Origin of the sequence: Parazoarcus communis, from assembly GCF_003111645.1 — a bacterium.
Taxonomy (GTDB): domain Bacteria; phylum Pseudomonadota; class Gammaproteobacteria; order Burkholderiales; family Rhodocyclaceae; genus Parazoarcus; species Parazoarcus communis_A.
The window spans coordinates 3,436,871-3,458,023 of sequence record NZ_CP022187.1 but is presented as its reverse complement, the minus strand read 5'-3'; the positions used below and the strand labels follow the sequence as shown (position 1 = coordinate 3,458,023).

The following is a 21,153-nucleotide window of genomic DNA, read 5'->3' as shown; positions in this document are numbered from 1 at the left end:
TCAGTGGTTGATGTCGTAGTAGTAGCCCTTGGTCGGCACTTTGGACTCCCGCGCGCGCTTCTGCGCCGCGAGGTCCTGCGGCTTGTCCCACCACAGCGCACGCCCCTGGCGCTGCTCGACAGCCTGCTCGGGGTGCTTCTCCATCCACTCACGCATGAATTTGGTATGTTCTGATTCGTAGATCGCCATGATGCCTTCTCCCTCGTAGACCCGCGGGATTCTAGCAGGTCGGACGCGGGCGGTCTTCCTGCCGCGCACTGTGCGGCGGCAGGATTGCACGGTCAGACGCGGCCGTCGGCCTTGAGACGGCCGATGCGAACCACTTCGGGCACGCGCCTGACCGCGCGCATGACGCGGGCCAGGTGCATGCGGTCACGCACCTGCACGGTCAGGTTGAGGGCGGTGTAATCGCCCTGCTCGTTGTCCATGTTGACCGTCTGGATGTTGCAGTCTTCCTCGGAGATCGCGCTGGCCACACGGGCCAGCACCCCGCGGGAATTCTTGCTCAGCACGCGGATGGTGACGTCGAACAGACGCTCGTCGCTCGGCTCCCACTCGACATCCACCCAGCGCGCGCGGTCGCCACGCAACTTGGCGACCACCGGACAGTCGTGCAGATGCACTTCCAGCCCCTGGCCCTTGCGAATGGTGCCGATGATCGGATCGCCCGGAATCGGCTGGCAGCAACGTGCCAGCTGTACTGCAATGCCTTCGCTGCCACGGATCTGAATCGCGCCGGCGGGCTTGGGCTTGACCACGTCGGGGCGACCCGACTCCTGGTCCTGCGCCTGCGACAGGCGCCGGGCCACGATGACCGGCAGGCGCTTGCCGAGACCGATGTCGGCGAAAATGTCCTTCTTGATGCGCACACCGCGATCACGCAGGAAACGGTCCCAGGCGAAGGTGGAGATCTGCCCCAGGGTGAGGCCGTGCGGGCGCAAAGCCTGATTGAGCAGGCGTTCGCCGAGCGCGACAGACTCTTCCTGCTGGGCGTTCTTGAGGAAATGGCGGATCTGCGCGCGGGCCTTGCCGGTGCGCACATAGGACAGCCAGGCCGGATTGGGCGCGGCATGCGCCGCGGTGATGATCTCCACCTGATCACCGTTGCGCAGTTCGCTGCGCAGGGGCATCAGGTCGGAATTGATGCGGCAGGCCACGCAGCGATTGCCCACGTCGGTATGCACCGCATAGGCGAAGTCGACCGGCGTCGAGCCGCGCGGCAGATTGAAGATCTTGCCCATCGGCGAGAACACATAGACCTCGCCCGGGAAGAGGTCGATCTTGACGTGTTCCAGGAACTCGGCAGCGCCAACCGAGGTGGACTGCAGCTCGAGCAGCGACTGCAGCCACGAATGCGTCTTCTGCTGCAGCTCGGTGAGCGTCTTCTCGTCTTCCTTGTACAGCCAGTGCGAGGCCACGCCCGACTCGGCGATGTGGTGCATCTCGCGGGTGCGGATCTGCACCTCGACCGGCGTGCCGAAAGGCCCGATCAGCGTCGTGTGCAGACTCTGGTAACCGTTGGCGCGCGGTATCGCGAGGTAGTCCTTGAACTTGCCCGGCACCGGCTTGTACATCGAATGCAGGGCGCCGAGCGCGAGGTAGCACGAAGGCACGTCGTGCACGATCACCCGAAAACCGTAGATATCGAGCACCTGCGAAAACGACAGGTGCTTTTCCATCATCTTGCGGTAGATGCTGTACAGGTGCTTCTCACGCCCATAGACCTCGGCGGTGATGCCCCACTGCGGCAGTCGCTCCTCGATCGTGGTGAGCACCTTGCCCACCACCTCGCGACGGTTGCCGCGCGCAGCGCGGATGGCCTTGGCCAGCACCCGGAAACGCATCGGGTACTTGTGCTCGAAGGACAGCTCCTGCAGCTCGCGATAGATGTTGTTGAGCCCGAGCCGGTTGGCGATCGGGGCATAGATCTCCAGCGTTTCGCTGGCAATCCGGCGGCGCTTGGCCGGGCGCACGCAATCGAGCGTGCGCATGTTGTGCAGGCGGTCGGCAAGCTTGATGAGGATCACCCGCAGGTCGCTCGCCATGGCCAGCAACATCTTGCGGAAGTTCTCGGCCTGCGCCTCTTCCTGCGAACGGAATTCGATCTTGTCCAGCTTGGACAGGCCGTCCACCAGTTCGGCAGAGGTCTTGCCGAAGCGCTCGGCAATCTCCGCCTTGGAGATGTGCGTGTCCTCCATCACATCGTGAAGGAGCGCAGCAATCAGGGCCTGGGGGTCGAGATGCCAGTCGGCAACGATGGAGGTGACCGCCACCGGGTGCGACACGTAGGGCTCGCCGCTGATGCGGAACTGCCCCTCATGTGCACTGGCCGAAAAATGGTATGCCGCTTCAACGCGCCCGAGATCTTCGGGCTTCAGGTACGTGGCAAGCTTTTCGCGCAGCAGTTCGAAGTCGATCGGAACCGCACTCGATGCGGGCGGGCGAAAAGGTTGCGGGGGCGCGGGCGCAAGGTCGGTTTCCATGATCTCGCCTCGCCCCGCGCGCAATCAGGCCTGACCGCGGTTAAGCATTTCCAGGCCAACCTTGCCCTCAGCAATTTCGCGCAGCGCGATCACGGTCGGCTTGTCACGTTCATGCTGGTCCATGTCGATCTGGGGCGTGCCGCCGAGGGTCAGCTGACGGGCACGATAGGTCGCCACCAGCGTGAGCTGGAAGCGGTTCGGAATCTTTTTCAGACATTCTTCGATGGTGATGCGGGCCATGACTCAGTCCTGTTCAAGGAAATCAAAATACTGCGGGTGTCGCTGGTGCTGATTGGCGTTGCGCAGGCGCGAAGCGCGAACGACGGCAACCAGATCTTCGAGCGCGACTTGCAACTCGTTGTTAATTATAACGTAGTCGAACTCGGCCACGTGCCGCATCTCGCCACGTGCGCCAAGCAGGCGGCGGTTGATGACATCGTCACTATCCGTACCCCGTCCACGCAGCCTGTTTTCCAGTTCATCGAGCGACGGCGGCAGGATGAACACCCCCACCGCGGCAGGAAAGACCTTGCGCACCTGCTGCGCACCCTGCCAGTCGATTTCGAGCAGCGTATCGCGCCCTTGCTCGATCTGCTCCTTTAGCCAGACCTTGGAGGTCGCGTAATAGTTTCCATGCACCTCGGCCCATTCGAGAAATTCGCCGCGGTCGCGCAGCGCACGGAACGTGGGTACATCAACGAAGTGGTATTCACGCCCGTTCTTCTCGCCCGGACGCGGCTCGCGGGTGGCGTAGGAGATGGACAGCTGCACCTGCGGATCGCGCTCGAGCAGACCCCGCACCAGCGTGGTCTTGCCGGCGCCGGAAGGCGCGGTGACGATGAAAAGGGTTCCGGACATTTCAGGCTCTCACTATACGGCGCGCCGCAGGGACAATGCGGCGGAAAGTGAGGATTGTAACGCCCCCGGGCGCTCACGGCTCCGGATCGAACTCGCGGATTGCCAGCGCGGCCGCAGCGGCGCGTGTTTCCACGCCCAGCTTCTCGAAAACGTGTTCGAGATGCTTGTTGACCGTGCGCGGGCTCATCCCGAGGATGTCGCCGATGTCGCGGTTGGTCTTGCCCTTCGCGATCCATGACAGCACCTCGGTTTCACGCCGGGTCAGCGTGGCCAGCGCCGGCCGCGCGGGCTGCACATTGCCCGGCTGCCGCAGCGACAGAAAGATCATGGTCTCGCCAATTCCGGCGGGTCCCAGCGGGCGCAGCTGCAGGCTTCGCCCGTCGGGCATCACGCGGGTCTCGCCGCTGCCCCGGGTGGGGTCTGCAATCAGCCCGCGCAGCCAATCTGCCGCCGCATCCGGCGTACCGAACAGCGCAGCAAGCCAGGCGGCGGCCTGTGGCGACTGCCAGGCGATCCGTCCCAGTCCGTCGAGCAGCACCACGCCGTGACCGCCGATATCCAGCGCTTCACGCGACAGCCGTGCAAGCCGCGCGTTGCGCGCATGCGTGGCCAGACGCGCGAGGACCTCGGGAATCCGGACCGGCTTCACCACGTAATCCACGCCGCCCGCGGCAAAGCCGGCAAGCACATCTTCCGTTTCGGCCAGCCCGGTCATGAAAATGACCGGGACGTGCGCGTAGGCATCGACCGCCTTGATCCGGCGGCAGACCTCGAAACCGTCCATGCCCGGCATGACCGCATCCATCAGGATTGCATCCGGCACACTGAGGTCGAGCAGACGCAGGGCCGGTTCGCCGCCGGGAGCGACGAGCACGGTATACCCCGCCTGATCCAGCGCCTGGACCAGAAAATCCAGGCTCGACGGCATGTCGTCCACCAGTAGAACGACGCGTTCGACTTCCTGCACCTCCACCGTCATGACACGGGCACTCCGAGATAGTCCATGCAACGCTCCAGCTCATAGTTGTCCATCAGGGCGGAAAGATGTTCGCACGCCGCTGCGACGCCCGGCGCCTCAGCCGCAATGCGCTGCAACTCCCGCCGCGCACCCTGTACATGACCGATTCTGAGCAGGGCGGAAAGGCTGGCCCGGTCGTTGGCCGCAAGCGTGTTCTCCGGCAACCCGGCGCCCGCACTCTCCCGCGGCGGGCGCTCGGCGCGCAACCAGTCGATCTCCAGCACGACGCCCAGGCAGGCGAGCAGTTCCGACTCGCGCACCGGCTTGCTGACGAAACCCTGGCACTGTGCGGCGAGCAGTTGCTCCTGGCGGTTGTCGAACACATTGGCCGACACCATGATGATCGGACAGCGATGACCGGCCGCACGAATCCGGTACGCGCAGGTCCAGCCGTCCATGCCGCTCATGCTGATGTCGAGCAGCACCGCATCCGGCGCCTCGGTCGCGAGCAGGGTCAGGCAGTCTGCGCCACTTGCAGCCTCTGCGCAGAGAAAGCCCAGCGGACTGAGCAGACCGATGATCAGCTGGCGGTGATCGGTCTCGTCATCGACCACCAGTACCCTGCAGCGCTTGCCGCCATATCCGGTCACTGCGGTCATGACCTGGGTGTCGCCCTGATCCGCGGTCTGCGCCGGGAGGTAGATGCGCACCCCGAAATAGCTCCCCTTGCCCGGCTCGCTGCGCACGCTTAGCTCACCGCCCATCAACTCGGTCAGCAGCTGCGTGATGGTCAGCCCCAGCCCGGTACCGGGCTCACGGTTCTGCACGCCGCTGCGCTCGAAGGGGAGGAAGATGCGCTCAAGATCCTCATCCGCAATGCCAACGCCACTGTCGATGACCTCGAAACGCGCAACATCTGCACGGTAGCTGATGCGCAGCAGCACCTCGCCACGCAGCGTGAACTTGACCGCATTCACCAGCAGGTTGATCAGGATCTGACGCAGCCGCTTGAGGTCAGCGCGCACGAGACCAGGCAAGCCGGCACCCAGCTCCACGCGAAAGCCAAGCTGCTTCGCCGCGGCCATCGGCCCCACCATGCGCTCGAGATCGTCGATGAACTCGGGCAGGTCGAACACCGTGGGGTCGAGCGTCAGGCGTCCCGCTTCAATGCGCGCAAGATCGAGCAGGCCGTCGATCAGGCTGGCGAGATGCTCGCCGCTGCGATGAATGGTGGACACCGAGCGCAACTGGTCGCGCTCCAGCCTGGCGTCGTGAATGAGAATCTGCGCATAGCCGAGAATGCTGTTGAGTGGTGTGCGCAGCTCATGACTGACCCCCGTGACGTAGCGCGTCTTGGCACGGTTGGCCGACTCCGCGAGCTCCTTGGCCTGCTGCAGGGCGACATCGGTCTGGCGGTGCGCCTCGATCTCCCGGCTCAGCAGCAGGTTCTGGCGATTCGACTCATCCTCGGCAAGCTGCCGGCTCTCGCTGCTCAGCACCATCCACCAGGCCCCCACCGCAGCCAGCAGCGCCATCATGCTGAAGCTCTTGCCGAATGCGCTGCGAAGAAAATGATCGACATCCGGATTGAAGCCCGCCGTCACGGTCGCCTGGTAGTAGTTGATGCCCAGCACGGTGCCGATGAGCAGAAAGAGGCTGCACAGCAGCAGCATGTAGTGCCCGACCCGGAAGTTGAAGCGTCGCGAAATGGCGACCGGCAGCAGCACGGTCAGCAGGCGCTGCACCTGCTCGGTTACCCGCGCCCCCGCCTTGCAGCGATCGTGACAGCGTGACTCGAGGGTGCAGCACAGCGAGCAGATCGGCGCCTCGTAGGCCGGACAGGTTGCCATGTCGTCCGCCTCGAAATGGTTTTCGCACACCACGCAGCGCACCATCTCGCCCGGGCGCCAGGCGGGATGACTCTGACGCGCCAGGTAGTAGCGTCCGTGCGTCAGCCACGCGATCACCGGCGCGCACAGAAACGCCAGAAACAGGGCGATGAATGGCGAATACGCCTGCGCCATCGGCCCGAAGGAACCCGAGTAGGCAATGATCGCCACCGTCGCCGCAATCAGCATGGCGCCCGGGCCCACCGGATTGATGTCGAAGAGATGGGCGCGCTTGAACTCGATATGGGCAGGCGACAGGCCGAGTGGCTTGTTGATCACCAGATCGGCCACCAGCGCCCCGACCCAGGCAACCGCGACGTTGGCATACAGCCCCAGCACCGGCTCCAGCGCCTGGAATACGCCGAACAGCATCAGCAGCGTGGCAATCAGGACGTTGAATACCAGCCACACCACGCGCCCGGGGTGGCTGTGCGTGGCACGTGCAAAGAAGTTGGACCACGCCAGCGAGCCGGCATAGGCGTTGGTCACATTGATCTTGATCTGGGAAATGATCACGAACACGGTGGTCGCCGCGACCGCCCAGAACGGATCGGCAAACACATAGCCGTAGGCAGCGAGGTACATCTGCGTGGGCTCGGTGGCATTTGACGGGCGGATCTCGTGCTGCAGGGCGAGGAAGGCGAGAAAGGCACCGCCCAGCATCTTGAGCATGCCGGGCACGATCCAGCCAGGGCCGGCAACGATGACAGCCGACCACCAGCGCCGGCGGTTGAACGCGGTCTTCTCAGGCATGAAGCGCAGGAAGTCCACCTGCTCGCCAATCTGCACGATGAGCGCAAACGCCACGGTTGCCGCAGAGCCGAACATCATCCAGTCAAAGCCGCTGTCACCGGAAGTACGCCCGGTCATGCCGACGAAATCGACGAAGGCCTGCGGCTGCTTGAACAGGATGAAAACGAAGGGGCCAAGCCACAGCAGCAGCCATACCGGCTGGGTCCACCACTGCAGGCGTGAAATGAACGTGACCCCGTAGATCACCATTGGCACGATGACCACCGCAGACACGACGTAGCACCAGGCAATCGGCCAGTCGAAGGCCATCTGCAGCGCAAGCGCCATGATGGCCGCTTCGAGGGCGAAGAAGATGAAGGTGAAGGTCGCGTAGATCAGCGAGGTGAAGGTCGAACCGAGATAGCCGAAACCCGCCCCGCGGGTCAGCAGGTCCATGTCGACGCCGTAGCGGGCCGCGTAATAGCTGATCGGCAGCCCGGTCAGAAAGGTCAGCAGCCCCACCACGAGGATCGCAATCAGCGCATTGGCGAAACCATAGTTGACCACCATGGTGCCGCCAATGGCCTCCATCGCCAGAAACGACACCGCGCCGAACGCCGTGTTGGCAACGCGGAACTCCGACCAGCGGCGAAAGGAGCGCGGGGTGTAGCGAAGCGCGTAGTCCTCGAGCGTCTCGTTGGCGACCCAGGTGTTGTAGTCGCGACGGACCCTGAAGATGCGCTGCGTGTTTGCAGGCATGGGTCTGGGCGGCAGTAAAAGATTGATTCCTCAAGCAAGACGCGCTCCACACCGTGCTGTCCCCGCCACCATCGGGCAGCGCCGCGCCAATCCGGCGCCCCGGGCGCCACCGGCTGCGCGCCCGGTCACGGGCGACGCCTGATTCTGGTGCAGCAACGCACCATCCCGAGGCGCTCCTCACTACGTCAAACGACGTATTGGGACTACGCACCCCTGCGAATAGATTGTGCGCAGCAGCAACGCCGCTGCAATCCGGATGCGGCGCCATGCCGACGCTTTTCATTCCCGCAGAGCAAGGAGTCATCCATGTCTTCAAAGTCTGACCAGAACAAGATCTCCCTCGACCGTCGCCGTCTGCTGCAAGGGCTCGCTGCACTGCCCCTGGTAAGCATGTCCGGTCTCAGCTTCGGCCAGCAGTTCCCGACAGCCAAGGTCAATACCACCGGCCTCGCGATCACCGACACCGAAGTCACGGTCGGCCAGCTTCACTCCGGCACCGGCACGATGGCGATCTCCGAAACCGGCTCGATCCAGGCCGAACAGCTGGCGATCGACGAAATCAACGCCATGGGCGGCATCCTCGGCCGCAAGATCAAGGTCATCAAGGAAGACGGCGCCTCCGACTGGCCGACCTTCGCCGAGAAATCGCGCAAGCTGCTGGTCAACGACAAGGTTGCGACCGTGTTCGGCTGCTGGACCTCCGCCTCGCGCAAGGCCGTGCTGCCGATCTTCGAGAAAGAGAACGGCCTGCTCTACTACCCGACCTTCTATGAAGGCCTGGAGCAGTCGAAGAACGTGATCTACACCGGCCAGGAAGCCACGCAGCAGATCATCTGGGGCCTCGACTGGGCGCAGAAGGAAAAGTCGGCGAAGAAGTTCTTCCTCGTGGGTTCGGACTACATCTGGCCGCGCACCTCGATGAAGATCGCGCGCAAGCACATCGAGAACTTCCAGAAGGGCAGCGTCGTCGGCGAAGAGTACTACCCGCTCGGCAACACCAACTTCAACTCCCTGATCAACAAGATCAAGATCGCCAAGCCGGACTGCATCTTCTGCGCCGTGGTGGGTGGCTCCAACGTCGCCTTCTACAAGCAGCTCAAGGCTGCCGGCATCACCGCGAGCAAGCAGTTCCTGCTCACGCTGTCGGTCACCGAAGACGAAATGCTCGGCATCGGCGGCGAAAACTTCGAGGGCTTCTATGCCTCGATGAAGTACTTCCAGTCGCTCGAGAACGAGAACAACAAGAAGTTCGTCGCTGCCTTCAGGGCCAAGTACGGACCCAAGGCGGTCATCGGCGACGTCACCCAGGCGGCCTACCTCGGGCCATGGCTGTGGAAGGCGGCAGTCGAAAAGGCCGGCAGCTTCGATGTGGACATGGTCGTCGCCGCCTCCCCTGGCATCGAACTCAAGACCGCGCCGGAAGGCTACGTGAAGGTCCACGAGAACCATCACCTGTGGAGCAAGACCCGCATCGGCATGGGTCAGGCCGACGGCCAGTTCAAGGTCGTCGCCGAATCCCCCGAACTGATCGAACCGAACCCCTTCCCCAAGGGCTACCAGTAAGACTGGCAGCCGCCGCGGCACACGTCGCGGCGGTTTTCGGCCGTTCAGCGCATCAACCCCCGGAGCTCCGTCATGACATTCGACGAAATCTACAACATCACCCTGATGCAGGGTTTTGCAGGTCTGAGCCTGTTTGCGGTGCTGCTGCTGATGGGACTCGGCCTGGCGATCATCTTCGGCCAGATGGGCGTCATCAACATGGCGCACGGCGAGTTCATGACCATCGGTGCCTACACCATCTTCCTGTTTTCCAGCCTCACCGAATCCCTCGCCCCCGGCCTGATACAGGTCTATTTCCCGGTTGCGATCGTGTGCGCCTTCCTGATCGCCTTCGCCTTCGGCTGGCTGGCCGAATGGGCGCTGATCCGGCATCTCTACAAACGCCCGCTCGACACCCTGCTCGCCACCTGGGGCCTGTCGCTGGGCATGCAGCAGCTGTTCCGTTCCACCTTCGGACCGAAGGAGGTCAGCCCCACGCTGCCTGACTGGCTGATGGGCTCGTGGGCCCCGACCGACGGCCTCGACATTCCGATCAACGGCATGTTCGTGCTCGGCCTGACGGTGTTCGTGACCGGCTGCGTGCTGCTCGCCCTGTACAAGTCGCGCTGGGGTCTGCGTGTCCGTGCAACGGTCGCCAACCGCACCATGGCCAACGCCATCGGCATCAACACCACGCGCACCGACCGTCTGACCTTCGCCATCGGCTGCGGCGTCGCCGGTGTGGCCGGCGCGGCCTTCACCACGATCGGCTCCACCGGACCGACCAGCGGCTCGCTATACATCGTGGACGCCTTCCTCGTCGTGACCTTCGGCGGTGCGGCCAGCCTGTGGGGCACGGTGGTCTCAGCCTTCGGCATCGCACAGACACAGTCGATCTCGGAGTTCTTCCTCAGCGGCTCGAACGCCAAGGTTCTGACCCTGCTGATGATCGTGACCATCCTGATGCTGCGCCCGCAAGGTCTGTTTGCAGCCAAGGTCCGTCGCTGACCCCCCGCCCATTCCGGAGAGCCAACCATGAATGCAATCAAGAACTGGGTGATGCGAGGCGGCTACGGCAGCTTCGTGATCCTCGCCCTCATCCTGCTGGTAGCGTTTCCGCTGCTGATGGACATCTTCCGCCTCAACCTCGTGGGCAAGTACCTGACCTACGGTTTCGTGGCCATCGGCCTGGTCATGCTGTGGGGCTACGGCGGCGTGCTCAGCCTCGGCCAGGGCGTGTTCTTCGGCCTCGGGGGCTACGCCATGGCGATGTTCCTCAAGCTCGAAGCATCCGACCCCGAGAGCACCGCCATTCAATCGACGCCGGGCATTCCCGACTTCATGGACTGGAATCAGCTCACCGAACTGCCGATGTGGTGGCTCCCGTTCAAGTCGCTGCCACTGACCCTGATTGCGGTGATCGCGGTTCCCACCCTGCTGGCCTTCATCATCAGCTACGCGATGTTCAAGCGCCGCGTCGGCGGGGTGTACTTCGCCATCATCACCCAGGCCGTGGCGCTGATCCTGACCGTACTGATCATCGGCCAGCAGGGCTTCACCGGCGGGGTCAACGGCATGACCGACCTCAAGACCCTGATGGGCTGGGACATCCGCGACGACAGTTCCAAGTACATCCTTTACTTCGTCAATGTGGGGCTGCTGCTCGGTGCCATCCTGCTGTGCCGCTGGATCCAGGTCAGCAAGCTCGGCACCCTGCTGCTGGCGATGCGCGACAAGGAAGACCGGGTGCGCTTCTCGGGCTATGACGTGTCGATGTTCAAGGTCTTCGCCTTCTGCCTGGCCGCAGCACTGTCGGCCATCGGCGGCGCGATGTTCACGCTGCAGGTCGGTTTCATGTCGCCCTCCTTCGTCGGCATCGTGCCATCGATCGAGATGGTCATCTTTGCCGCCATCGGCGGACGCATGAGCCTGGTGGGCGCGGTGTACGGCACCTTGCTGGTGAACTTCGGCAAGACCTACTTCTCCGAGAGCTTCCCCGACCTGTGGCTGTTCCTGATGTCGGCACTCTTCATCAGCGTGGTGATGGTCTTCCCCAACGGCCTCGCCGGTCTGTACGAGAGCCACGTCAAGCCCCGCCTCGCCCGCCGCAAGCAGCCTGCGGAAACGGAAACGGTCAGCGCCAGCAGCGCACCGCAGCCCGCCGCCGCACCGCAACGGACCGATGGCGACATGAACCTGCCCGGCAAAGTCAGCAGCCAGTCCGCCTGATCGACAACGGAGGAACAGACCATGAGCAATACCGACTTCGTGCTCGCCGTTGAGGATCTGACGGTGTCATTCGACGGCTTCAAGGCCATCGACAACCTCAACCTCTATCTCGACCGCGGCGAACTGCGCGTGGTGATCGGCCCCAACGGTGCCGGCAAGACCACGCTGCTCGACCTGATCTGCGGCAAGACCCGCGCTTCGGCGGGCAGCATCAAGTTCAAGAACCAGGAAATGACCAGCCTGCCCGAGCACATGATCGTGCGCGCCGGCATCGGACGGAAGTTTCAGACCCCGTCGATCTACGAAAACCTGAGCGTGTTCAAGAACCTCGAGGTGTCATTCCCGCGCGGGCGCGGCGTGTTCGGTGCGCTCGGCTTCAAGTGCGACGACGAGGTGCGCAACAAGGTGATGGAGGTGGCGGAGATGATCGGCCTTTCCGATCGTCTCGAACTGGAGTCCGGCCTGCTCTCGCACGGCCAGAAGCAATGGCTCGAGATCGGCATGCTGCTGATGCAGGACCCGGAACTGCTGATGCTCGACGAGCCCATCGCCGGCATGAGTGCCCGCGAACGCGAGCTCACCGCCGACCTTCTGCTGCGCATCTGCAAGAACCGCTCGGTCATCGTCATCGAGCACGACATGGCCTTCGTGTCGCGCATCGCGCACAAGGTCACCGTCATGCACCAGGGAAAGATCCTTGCCGAAGGATCGATGGAAAAGGTGCAGGCCGATCCCAAGGTCATCGACGTCTATCTCGGCCACTGACAGGAGCCAATCATGCTGAACGTATCGGATGTCGTGGTGAATTACGGTCAGAGCGAGGCGCTGCACGGCATCTCGTTCAAGGCCGAACGCAATGAGGCCATCGCCATCATGGGCCGCAACGGAATGGGCAAGACCACCCTGTTCAAGTCCCTGATGGGCGTGCTGCCCATCCGCTCGGGCTCGGTCGAGGTGGACGGGCAGGAGGTGTCGAAGGACGAGAGCTATCGTCGTGTCGCCAAAGGCATCGCCTACGTGCCCCAGGGCCGGATGATCTTTCCGACGCTGACCGTGGAAGAGAACATCCAGACCGGTCTCGAGAACTCGAAGACCAAGCATATCCCAGAGGAAATCTACGCCCTCTTCCCGGTGCTGTGGGACATGCGCCGCCGCAAGGGCGGCAACCTCTCGGGCGGACAGCAGCAGCAGCTCGCCATTGCGCGCGCGCTGGTCACCGACCCCAAGGTCCTGCTGCTCGACGAACCCACCGAAGGCATCCAGCCCTCGATCATCAAGGACATTGCCAAGGCGCTGAACGAGATCCGCAAGCTGCGCCAGATCACCATCGTGGTCTCAGAGCAGGTCCTTTCCTTTGCCATGGACGTCGCGGACCGCCTGTTCGTCATTGAAGGCGGTCGTCTGGTCCATGAAAGCACGCGCGCGGATACCGACGAGGCGCGTATCAAGCAGTTCCTTTCGGTTTAACTCACACCAAAGAGGTATGCCATGCCTGAAACTCTGATCAAGGTCGATCTCAAGCAGTCCCCGTATGAAAACGAGATGGTCCACAACCGCTGGCACCCGGATATTCCCATGGCCTGCTGGGTCAAGCCGGGCGACGATTTCGTGCTCGAAACCTATGACTGGACCGGTGGCGCGATCAAGAACGACGACGACGCAGCCGACGTGCGCGATGTCGATCTGTCGACCGTGCACTTCCTGTCCGGCCCGGTCGGCGTCGAAGGTGCCGAGCCGGGCGACCTGCTGGTGGTCGACCTGCTCGACATCGGCGCCCGCGACGACAGCCTGTGGGGCTTCAACGGCTTCTTCTCCAAGACCAATGGCGGTGGCTTCCTCACCGAGCACTTCCCCCATGCACAGAAGTCGATCTGGGACTTCGAAGGCATGTTCACCAAGAGCCGCCACATTCCCGGCGTGAACTTCGCCGGCCTGATTCACCCCGGCCTGATCGGCTGCCTGCCCGACCAGAAGATGCTCGACATGTGGAACGAGCGCGAAGTGGACTTCATCGCCACCCAGCCCGACCGCGTGCCGCCGCTGGCCAACCCGCCGGCCCCGAAGACCGCCCACATGGGCAAGATGCAGGGCGAAGCGCGCGACAAGGCCGCAGCCGAAGGCGCACGCACGGTGCCGCCGCGCGAACACGGCGGCAACTGCGACATCAAGGATCTGTCGCGCGGCGCGAAGATCTTCTTCCCGGTCTATGTAAAGGGCGCCGGTCTGTCGGTGGGCGACCTGCACTTCTCGCAGGGCGATGGCGAGATCACCTTCTGCGGCGCCATCGAGATGGCCGGCTGGGTGCACATGCGGGTGTCGCTGATCAAGGGCGGCATGGAGAAGTACGCGATCAAGAATCCGATCTTCAAGCCCAGCCCGATCACGCCGAACTACAAGGACTACGTCATCTTCGAGGGCATCTCGGTGGATGAAGAAGGCAAGCAGCACTATCTGGACGTGCATGTCGCCTATCGCCAGGCCTGCCTCAACGCCATCGAGTATCTGAAGAAGTTCGGCTACTCAGGCGCTCAGGCCTACTCGCTGCTCGGCACCGCGCCGGTGCAGGGCCACATCAGTGGCGTGGTCGATATTCCGAACGCCTGCGCGACCCTGTGGCTGCCGACCGAGATCTTCGAGTTCGACATCAACCCCAACGCATCGGGTCCGACCAAGTTCATCACCGGCACGGCCGACCTGCCGATCGCCTACGACAAGGTCTGAGCCTGACCATCGCTGCGCGCCCTCGCGGCGCGCAGCGCTTTGCCCTGCAAGATTCGAGGAGTTCCGGGATGCCTACTTACGAATACCGCTGTGACGACTGCGGCGACTTCACGGCCTACCGCCCGATCGCCGTACGCAACGACCCGTGCATCTGCCCGTACTGCGGCAAGGGTTCGGAGCGCGTGATCCTCAGCGCGCCGACGCTGGCGACGATGTCATCCACCAACCGCATCGCCCACGCCACCAACGAACGCGCCGCGCACGCCCCCAGAACCAGCGCCGAACACCACGCCACCCATCGTCACGGGCCGGGCTGCGGATGCGGATCGGGCCTCTCCAAATCGACCGTCAAGAGCCCCGACGGTGCCAAGACCTTCCCTACCAAGCGCCCGTGGATGATCAGCCATTGATGGCGCACTGAAACCCAGTTTCGAGGATACGCAAGATGAGACACGGAGATATTTCCAGCAGCAAGGACTGCGTCGGCGTTGCAGTCGTCAACTACAAGATGCCCCGCCTGCATACCAAGGCAGAGGTCATCGCCAACGCCCGCAAGATCGCCGACATGGTGGTCGGCATGAAGCGCGGCCTGCCCGGCATGGATCTGGTGGTGTTTCCCGAGTACTCGACCCACGGCATCATGTATGACCCCAAGGAGATGTACGACACCGCCGCGGCCATCCCCGGCGAGGAAACCGAGATCTTTGCCGCCGCCTGCCGCACGGCCAAGGTGTGGGGCGTGTTCTCGCTCACCGGCGAGCGCCACGAAGAGCACCCGAACAAGGCCCCGTACAACACCCTGATACTGATGAACGACCAGGGCGAGATCGTGCAGAAGTACCGCAAGATCATGCCCTGGGTGCCCATCGAGGGCTGGTATCCGGGCGACTGCACCTATGTGTCCGACGGCCCCAAGGGCATGAAGATCAGCCTCATCATCTGCGACGACGGCAACTACCCTGAGATCTGGCGCGACTGCGCAATGAAGGGCGCCGAGCTGATCGTGCGCTGTCAGGGCTACATGTATCCGGCCAAGGATCAGCAGGTGCTGGTGGCCAAGGCCATGGCGTGGATGAACAACTGCTACGTTGCCGTGGCCAATGCCTCGGGCTTCGACGGCGTGTATTCCTACTTCGGCCACTCCGCGATCGTCGGCTTCGACGGCCGCACACTGGGCGAATGCGGCGAGGAGGACATGGGCATCCAGTATGCCGAGCTGTCGACCAGCCTGATTCGCGACTTCCGCAAGAACGCGCAGTCGCAGAACCATCTGTTCAAGCTGCTGCACCGTGGCTACACCGGCAAGATCAACTCCGGCGAGGAGGCCGCTGGCGTCGCCGCCTGTCCCTACGGTTTCTACGCCGACTGGATCAACGACCCCGAAGGCACGCGCAAGAAGGTGGAGGCCATCACCCGCAGCACGGTGGGCACGCCCGAATGCCCGATCGACGGCATTCCGAACCAGGAACCGGAACACCGCTGAGCGCCGGCCGGCGTCCTGCGTCGGTCCAGGCACACTGCAAGACAGCTTGCGTTGGCTGGCGCTGAGGCGATTTCAGGCCCGCCGCCGCAGGCATCGTCATCCTGGGGTCTTCCGCGCCGGCTGTCCGAGCGCAGCGAGTTCCGGCGCGGCCAGGATAACGGTGCCTGCGGCGGGTACCCGAAGGGCGAGGCCTGCATGAGCCGCAGCGCCGGCCGACGCAAGCGGGCACCGGTCTCCCCTCCATCCTGCCTTTCTGACCAGCAAAAATGGACCTCTCAGACTACCGTTTCAGCGCAGAACCCTACTACCGTCCGGTCGGCCACGAGATCGCGCTCTACGAGCACGCCTACGCCCACCGCCTGCCCCTGATCCTGAAAGGGCCCACCGGCTGTGGCAAGACGCGCTTCGTCGAATACATGGCCTGGCGCCTGGGCAAGCCGCTGATCACCCTCGCCTGCAACGAAGACATGACCGCAGCCGACCTCGTCGGGCGTTTCCTGCTCGACGCCGACGGCACCCACTGGCACGACGGCCCGCTGACCGTGGCCGCCCGCCGCGGAGCCATCTGCTACCTCGACGAAGTGGTCGAAGCGCGCCAGGACACCACCGTGGTGATCCACCCGCTCACCGACTCGCGGCGCAAGCTGCCGCTCGACCGCAAGGGTGAAGTGGTCACGGCACATCCGGATTTCCAGCTCGTGGTGTCCTACAACCCGGGCTACCAGAGCAGTGCGAAGAGCCTCAAGCCCTCCACCCGCCAGCGCTTTGCCGCACTCGAGTTCGACTATCCGGACGCAACCGCCGAAGCCGAAATCGTCGCCCACGAGGCTCGAATCGAACCCGCGCTTGCCGCCACCTTGGTCGATATCGCCCGTCACTCGCGCGCGCTGCGTGCCCGCGGCCTGGACGAAGGTGTCTCCACCCGGATGCTGGTCTATGCCGGCGTGCTCATCCGCGATGGGCTGCCAGCGGCCGAGAGCTGCCACATGGCCATGACCAGCGCCATCACCGACGACCCCGATCTGCGTCAGGCCCTGCAGGACATCGTGGATGCCTGCCTCGGCTGAGTCCTTGCCTGCGGCGGATACCGCTTCGCGCAGCCTGGAGTCCCTCGGCTACCTCATCGACGCGCTGAGCGGCCGCCGGATAGACGTTCAATGGCTTACGTCCGATCAGCCGGTATCGGAACAGCCTCGCCCGATCCTGCGCGCCGACAAGCTCCTGCTGCCGGTCGACGCCGACAATGACCTGCGCCTTGCCGCAATCGCGCACGCGGCCGCCCACCTGCTGTTCTCGCCCGCTGCGCAGGCTGTGGGCAAGCTCAAGCCGATGGGTATCGCCATGGCCTCGACCATCGAGGATGCTCGCGTCGAGCGTCTGTTGATCGCACGCTACCCGGGGCTGCGCGCTCCGCTGCTGCACCAGGCCAGGCTCGCCTGCCGGCAGCCGCAAGGTCCGGAGGGCAGCTTTTCCGACCTCGTCGCCCGGCTTCACCTGGCGCTGCTCGACCCCAGCCACGAGGACGACGGTTACTGGGTCAGCAAGGGTCGGGGCCTTTTCGAAGCGCAGGCCGCACGACTCGACGATCCGGCCGCGTTGCGCGCCGTCGCCTCGGTGCTCGCCAACGACCTTGGTCAGATGCGGGTGCGGATGAACCTGCAGGGCTATGCCGTCCCCTATGCCCACGGCGACGACAACAGCTATCTGTGGATGTTCGACAAGACAGGCGAGCAGGCCACGGCCAGTGTCGACGCCCCTTCCGCCCCGGCGGGTAGCCGCAGCACCCGGAGCGTGTCGCCGCAGGAGATCATTCTCGCCCGCTACCCCTACCCGGAATGGGACTACCGGCTCGAGCGCGAGCGCGTGCGCTGGAGCACCGTGGTCGAGCGCAGCACGCCGCCTCCAGCAGGGCCCCACGCCGCCACCCGGCACCGCTCCGGAACCGCGCCCCACCGCGTGACGCAACTGGATCACCGGGTACGCCTGCGCAGGCAGCAGGAGGGTGAGGACATCGACCTCGACGCGGCCACCGAGCTGATGATCGACCGCCGCATCGGCGTGCCACCCGAGCCGCGCATCCACCGCCGCAGCGGCCGCAGCCCGCGCCGCCGAAGCCTGCTGCTGTTGCTCGACCTGTCCACCTCAGCCAACGATGTGATCGACGCCGATGGCACCACCGTGCTCGATCTCGAGCGTGAAGCCGCCATCGCGCTGCAGGCGGCGGCCATCCGCAGCGGCGACCGGGTGGCGGTGCACGGCTTTTCGTCCAACACCCGCGAGCAGGTCGATTACCTGCGCCTGAGCGAATTCGGCATGGGCGATCCCGGACGACTCGAGCAGACGCTGCGCGGCGTGCACGCGCGCCACTCCACCCGCATGGGTACAGCGATCCGCCATGCGGTGACGTGCATGCGTGACGAGCACGAAGGCAGCCGGCATCTGGTACTGCTCAGCGACGGCGAAGCCTCGGACATCGACGTATTTGACGACGCCTACCTGCGTGAAGACGCCGCCGCCGCAGTGCGTGAAGCGCGCAAGGCGGGCATCCATGTCTTCTGCCTCGCGCTCGACAGCCAGGCCGGCGACGCCCTGCGCCGGGTGTTCGGCCATGGCAACTACCGCACCGTGCTGCGCCCTGCGGCCCTGTCGCGGGCACTGACACAACTGCACGAGCAACTGGGCCGACGCTGAAGGCTCAAGCCATCCGCCTCAAGCGCGCCATGATTCGTGCGCCGAACAGATTGACCGCAAGCCCCGCCATCAGGAGCGCGCCGCCGGCGAAGTGCACCGGCTGCAATGCTTCGCCATAGACGATCCAGCCCGTCGTCAGGCCGACCACCGGCACCAGCAGCGAGAAGGGCGCCACCACGTTGGCCGGGTAGCGCGACAACAGGCGGCTCCAGATGCCATAACCCAGCAAGGTTGCAACCCAGGCAAGATAGGCGATGGCTGCGGCAGACTGAAGGCTGAACGCGGCAAGCGCGTCACCAATGGTCGTCGGCCCCTCGATCAGCAGCGACAGCAGCAGGAACGGCAGCGGCGGTACCAGGCTGGCCCACACCACCAGCGCCTGCATGTCCACCGGACCGTGGCGCCCGATCTCGCGCGTCACGATATTGCCAGCGGCCCACATCGACGCAGCCAGCAGGGTCAGCAGAAAGCCGCCGAGCGGCATGCTCACGCCGTGGGCGGACCCGATCAGCGCCAGGCCGCAGGCCGCCAGCACCAGCCCGCCCAGCTGGCTTGGACGCCACGTCTCCTTGAGCCAGAAGGCGGCGAAGAGCATGGTGAAGAAGGCCTGCGACTGCAGCACCAGCGACGCCAGGCCGGACGGCATGCCGACATGGATGGCGGTGAACAGAAAGGCGAACTGCCCCACCGAAATCGTCAGCCCGTAGGCCAGCAAGAGGCGCAAGGGCACGTTCGGGCGGCGGAACAGCAGCACCGCCGGGAAGGCCGCGGCGACAAAGCGCAAGGCGCCGAGCAGCAATGGGGGCAGCTCGGACACGCCGGCCTTGATGACCACGAAATTCACACCCCACACCACAACCACCAACATGGCCAGCAGCAAGTCGCGCGGGGTCATTTTTCTACTCCAGGTTCTGAACCTGCTCGCGGATCTGTTCGATCAGCACCTTCATCTCCATCGCCACCGCCGTGATGTCGGTTGCCGGTGATTTTGAAGCCAGGGTGTTGGCCTCGCGATTGAGCTCCTGCATCAGGAAGTCGAGGCGCTTGCCGGCCGAACCCCCTGCCTTGAGGATGCGCTCGAGTTCGTCGAGGTGGGTGGTGAGGCGGGTCAGCTCTTCGGCAACGTCGATACGCTGCGCGTAAAGCGCAACTTCCTGACGGATGCGATCTTCGTCCAGCGTGGCCACCGCATCGCGCAGGCGGGCGGTGAGCTTGTTCTGATACTCGACCACGATCGCCGGCATGCGCGGCGTGGCGATCGCCACCAGCTCACGCATGCGCGCGATGCGCTCGCGGATCATCTCCGCCAGCTTTTCGCCCTCGCGCCCACGGGTGGCAACGAGCTCGTCGAGCGCCGCGCGCGCCAGCTCGGCAATGGCCGGCTGCATCTGCTCGAAGGTCACGCCATCATCGGCCAGCATGCCGGGCCAGCGCAGCAGCTCGCCCACCGACATCGGCTTGGCCGACGGAAACTGCGCCTGCACCTTGGTCTGGGCATCCGCGAGCTGGGCCAGCAGGCCGCTGTTGAGCGCCAGCGTGCGCGGTGCGGCATTGTTGGTCTGCAGGTTCAGACGGCACTCGACCTTGCCGCGGCTGAGGCGGCCGGTGATCTGCTCGCGAATCGCGGGCTCGGCCTGGCGCAGGTCTTCGACAATGCGGAAGTTGAGGTCCAGATAGCGGGAGTTGACGCTGCGCAGCTCAAGATGAAGGCTAACGGGGCCTAGGTCACGGGTTTGCACCGCAAAGCCTGTCATGCTGTGAATCATGGGTAGGGTCTCCGGGAACCTGCTGCGATCGTTTACACTGCAGGGCCCTGTCAGGAAAAGCTGCGGAAAGCCGAATATTAGCGCCCTCGAAGATGCCGCCTCAAGCAAACTGCGCACTCCCCTCCGGCTTTCAACTCGATCATTACAAGATCGAGCGCCAGCTATCGCTCGGCGGCTTCTCCATTGTGTATCTCGCTTACGATACCGACGGCACGCCGGTCGCGATCAAGGAGTACCTGCCGAACTCGCTCGCCCTGCGCAAGGACGGCGAGATCGAACCGCAGGTCTCGGACGAAAACCAGCCCGCCTTCCGCTACGGCATGAAGTGCTTTTTCGAGGAAGGGCGCTCGCTGGCCAAGCTGATGCATCCCAACGTTGTGCGCGTGCTCAACTTCTTCCGCGCCAACCAGACGGTGTACATGGTGATGCAGTTCGAGCGCGGCCGGACCCTCCACGACTACATCCAGAAGCACAAGGGCGAGGTGCGCGAGCGCTTCATCCGCGGCGTGTTCACCCGCATGCTCAACGGCCTGCGCGAAGTGCATGCGCACAAGCTGCTGCACCTCGACATCAAGCCATCGAACATCTACCTGCGTGCAGACAGCACGCCGGTGCTGCTCGACTTCGGCGCCGCACGCCAGACGCTGGCGCTCGAGCAGCCGATGCTCAAGCCGATGTACACCCCCGGCTTCGCCTCGCCCGAGCAGTTCGGCAACCGCGAAGCCCTTGGCCCCTGGAGCGACATCTACAGTGTCGGCGCCAGCATGTATGCCTGCATCGTCGGCACTGCCCCGCTGCGTTCTGACGAGCGCATCAAGCGCGATACCGTACAACCGGTATCAAAAACGCATGCCGGCAAGTATTCTGAACAGCTATTGGAACTGGTCGAGTGGTGCCTGCACCTCGACCCCCTGAAACGTCCGCAAAGCGTCTATTCGTTGCAGAAGGCGCTGATGCAAAAGCAGGCGGGCGAAGCCATGCCGGCGACCTGGTTCACCGACCTCGGGTCCCGGCTCAAAACCTTCATCGGCAAGGGCTGAGG

The 21,153-nt window shown here is 64.2% G+C and carries 19 protein-coding genes; 11 read left to right on the top strand and 8 right to left on the bottom strand.

All coding sequences use genetic code 11. The features are described 5' to 3' along the window. The 6 genes from CEW83_RS15765 to CEW83_RS15740 form a co-directional block, all read right to left on the bottom strand. A complete protein-coding gene (locus tag CEW83_RS15765) occupies positions 1 to 189 on the bottom strand; it encodes a DUF3460 family protein (RefSeq protein WP_108950187.1) in 189 nt (62 codons plus the stop codon). Positions 190 to 281: 92 nt separating this feature from the next. Next, positions 282 to 2,483, bottom strand: coding sequence for a RelA/SpoT family protein (locus CEW83_RS15760; RefSeq protein ID WP_108950186.1), 2,202 nt, complete (start codon positions 2,481 to 2,483; stop codon positions 282 to 284). A gap of 24 nt (positions 2,484 to 2,507) precedes the next feature. Further along, positions 2,508 to 2,723, bottom strand: coding sequence for a DNA-directed RNA polymerase subunit omega (gene rpoZ, locus CEW83_RS15755; protein ID WP_108950185.1), 216 nt, complete (start codon positions 2,721 to 2,723; stop codon positions 2,508 to 2,510). 3 nt (positions 2,724 to 2,726) lie between these two features. After that, positions 2,727 to 3,341, bottom strand: a complete 615-nt coding sequence (gene gmk, locus CEW83_RS15750) for a guanylate kinase (protein ID WP_108950184.1) — start codon at positions 3,339 to 3,341, stop codon at positions 2,727 to 2,729. Between the two features lie 73 nt (positions 3,342 to 3,414). Next, positions 3,415 to 4,320, bottom strand: a complete 906-nt coding sequence (locus CEW83_RS15745) for a DNA-binding response regulator (RefSeq protein WP_108950183.1) — start codon at positions 4,318 to 4,320, stop codon at positions 3,415 to 3,417. Beyond that, on the bottom strand, positions 4,317 to 7,679 hold the full coding sequence (locus tag CEW83_RS15740) for an ATP-binding protein (RefSeq protein WP_108950182.1): 3,363 nt from the start codon (positions 7,677 to 7,679) through the stop codon (positions 4,317 to 4,319). The genes CEW83_RS15745 and CEW83_RS15740 overlap by 4 nt, the downstream gene beginning before the upstream one ends. Before the next feature lie 306 nt (positions 7,680 to 7,985). On the opposite strand from CEW83_RS15740, the gene urtA reads away from it, so the two are divergent. The 10 genes from urtA to CEW83_RS15690 all read left to right on the top strand — a co-directional run bounded on the left by urtA (position 7,986) and on the right by CEW83_RS15690 (position 18,345). Beyond that, entirely contained in the window at positions 7,986 to 9,242 is a 1,257-nt protein-coding gene (gene urtA, locus CEW83_RS15735) for an urea ABC transporter substrate-binding protein (RefSeq protein WP_108950181.1), read from the top strand. 72 nt (positions 9,243 to 9,314) lie between these two features. Beyond that, positions 9,315 to 10,229 (top strand): urea ABC transporter permease subunit UrtB, encoded by a 915-nt coding sequence (gene urtB, locus CEW83_RS15730; protein WP_108950180.1) that lies wholly within the window; start codon positions 9,315 to 9,317, stop codon positions 10,227 to 10,229. Positions 10,230 to 10,256: 27 nt separating this feature from the next. Next, positions 10,257 to 11,450 (top strand): urea ABC transporter permease subunit UrtC, encoded by a 1,194-nt coding sequence (urtC, locus tag CEW83_RS15725; RefSeq protein WP_108950179.1) that lies wholly within the window; start codon positions 10,257 to 10,259, stop codon positions 11,448 to 11,450. A 21-nt stretch (positions 11,451 to 11,471) separates the two neighbouring features. Beyond that, positions 11,472 to 12,215: an urea ABC transporter ATP-binding protein UrtD gene (gene urtD, locus CEW83_RS15720; protein WP_108950178.1), complete on the top strand. Its 744-nt coding sequence runs from the start codon at positions 11,472 to 11,474 to the stop codon at positions 12,213 to 12,215. 12 nt (positions 12,216 to 12,227) lie between these two features. Continuing rightward, complete coding sequence (urtE, locus tag CEW83_RS15715; protein ID WP_108950177.1) at positions 12,228 to 12,917, top strand: urea ABC transporter ATP-binding subunit UrtE; 690 nt, start codon at positions 12,228 to 12,230, stop codon at positions 12,915 to 12,917. Positions 12,918 to 12,938: 21 nt separating this feature from the next. Then, positions 12,939 to 14,171, top strand: coding sequence for a formamidase (fmdA, locus tag CEW83_RS15710; protein WP_108950176.1), 1,233 nt, complete (start codon positions 12,939 to 12,941; stop codon positions 14,169 to 14,171). Between the two features lie 68 nt (positions 14,172 to 14,239). Beyond that, a complete protein-coding gene (locus CEW83_RS15705) occupies positions 14,240 to 14,581 on the top strand; it encodes an FmdB family zinc ribbon protein (protein WP_108950175.1) in 342 nt (113 codons plus the stop codon). 35 nt (positions 14,582 to 14,616) lie between these two features. Then, complete coding sequence (locus CEW83_RS15700) at positions 14,617 to 15,654, top strand: aliphatic amidase (protein ID WP_108950174.1); 1,038 nt, start codon at positions 14,617 to 14,619, stop codon at positions 15,652 to 15,654. Positions 15,655 to 15,920: 266 nt separating this feature from the next. Further along, positions 15,921 to 16,721, top strand: coding sequence for a CbbQ/NirQ/NorQ/GpvN family protein (locus CEW83_RS15695; protein WP_108950173.1), 801 nt, complete (start codon positions 15,921 to 15,923; stop codon positions 16,719 to 16,721). Beyond that, positions 16,705 to 18,345, top strand: a complete 1,641-nt coding sequence (locus tag CEW83_RS15690) for a nitric oxide reductase activation protein NorD (RefSeq protein WP_108950172.1) — start codon at positions 16,705 to 16,707, stop codon at positions 18,343 to 18,345. Before CEW83_RS15695 ends, CEW83_RS15690 begins: the two co-directional genes overlap by 17 nt. A 4-nt stretch (positions 18,346 to 18,349) precedes the next feature. Here CEW83_RS15690 and CEW83_RS15685 read toward each other — a convergent pair whose 3' ends face one another. Both CEW83_RS15685 and CEW83_RS15680 read right to left on the bottom strand, forming a co-directional pair. Further along, positions 18,350 to 19,240: an EamA family transporter gene (locus tag CEW83_RS15685; RefSeq protein ID WP_108950171.1), complete on the bottom strand. Its 891-nt coding sequence runs from the start codon at positions 19,238 to 19,240 to the stop codon at positions 18,350 to 18,352. 4 nt (positions 19,241 to 19,244) lie between these two features. Next, a complete protein-coding gene (locus CEW83_RS15680; RefSeq protein WP_108950170.1) occupies positions 19,245 to 20,111 on the bottom strand; it encodes a YicC/YloC family endoribonuclease in 867 nt (288 codons plus the stop codon). Between the two features lie 92 nt (positions 20,112 to 20,203). On the opposite strand from CEW83_RS15680, the gene CEW83_RS15675 reads away from it, so the two are divergent. Beyond that, positions 20,204 to 21,151, top strand: coding sequence for a serine/threonine protein kinase (locus CEW83_RS15675; protein WP_108950169.1), 948 nt, complete (start codon positions 20,204 to 20,206; stop codon positions 21,149 to 21,151). The last annotated feature ends 2 nt before the right edge of the window (positions 21,152 to 21,153 follow it).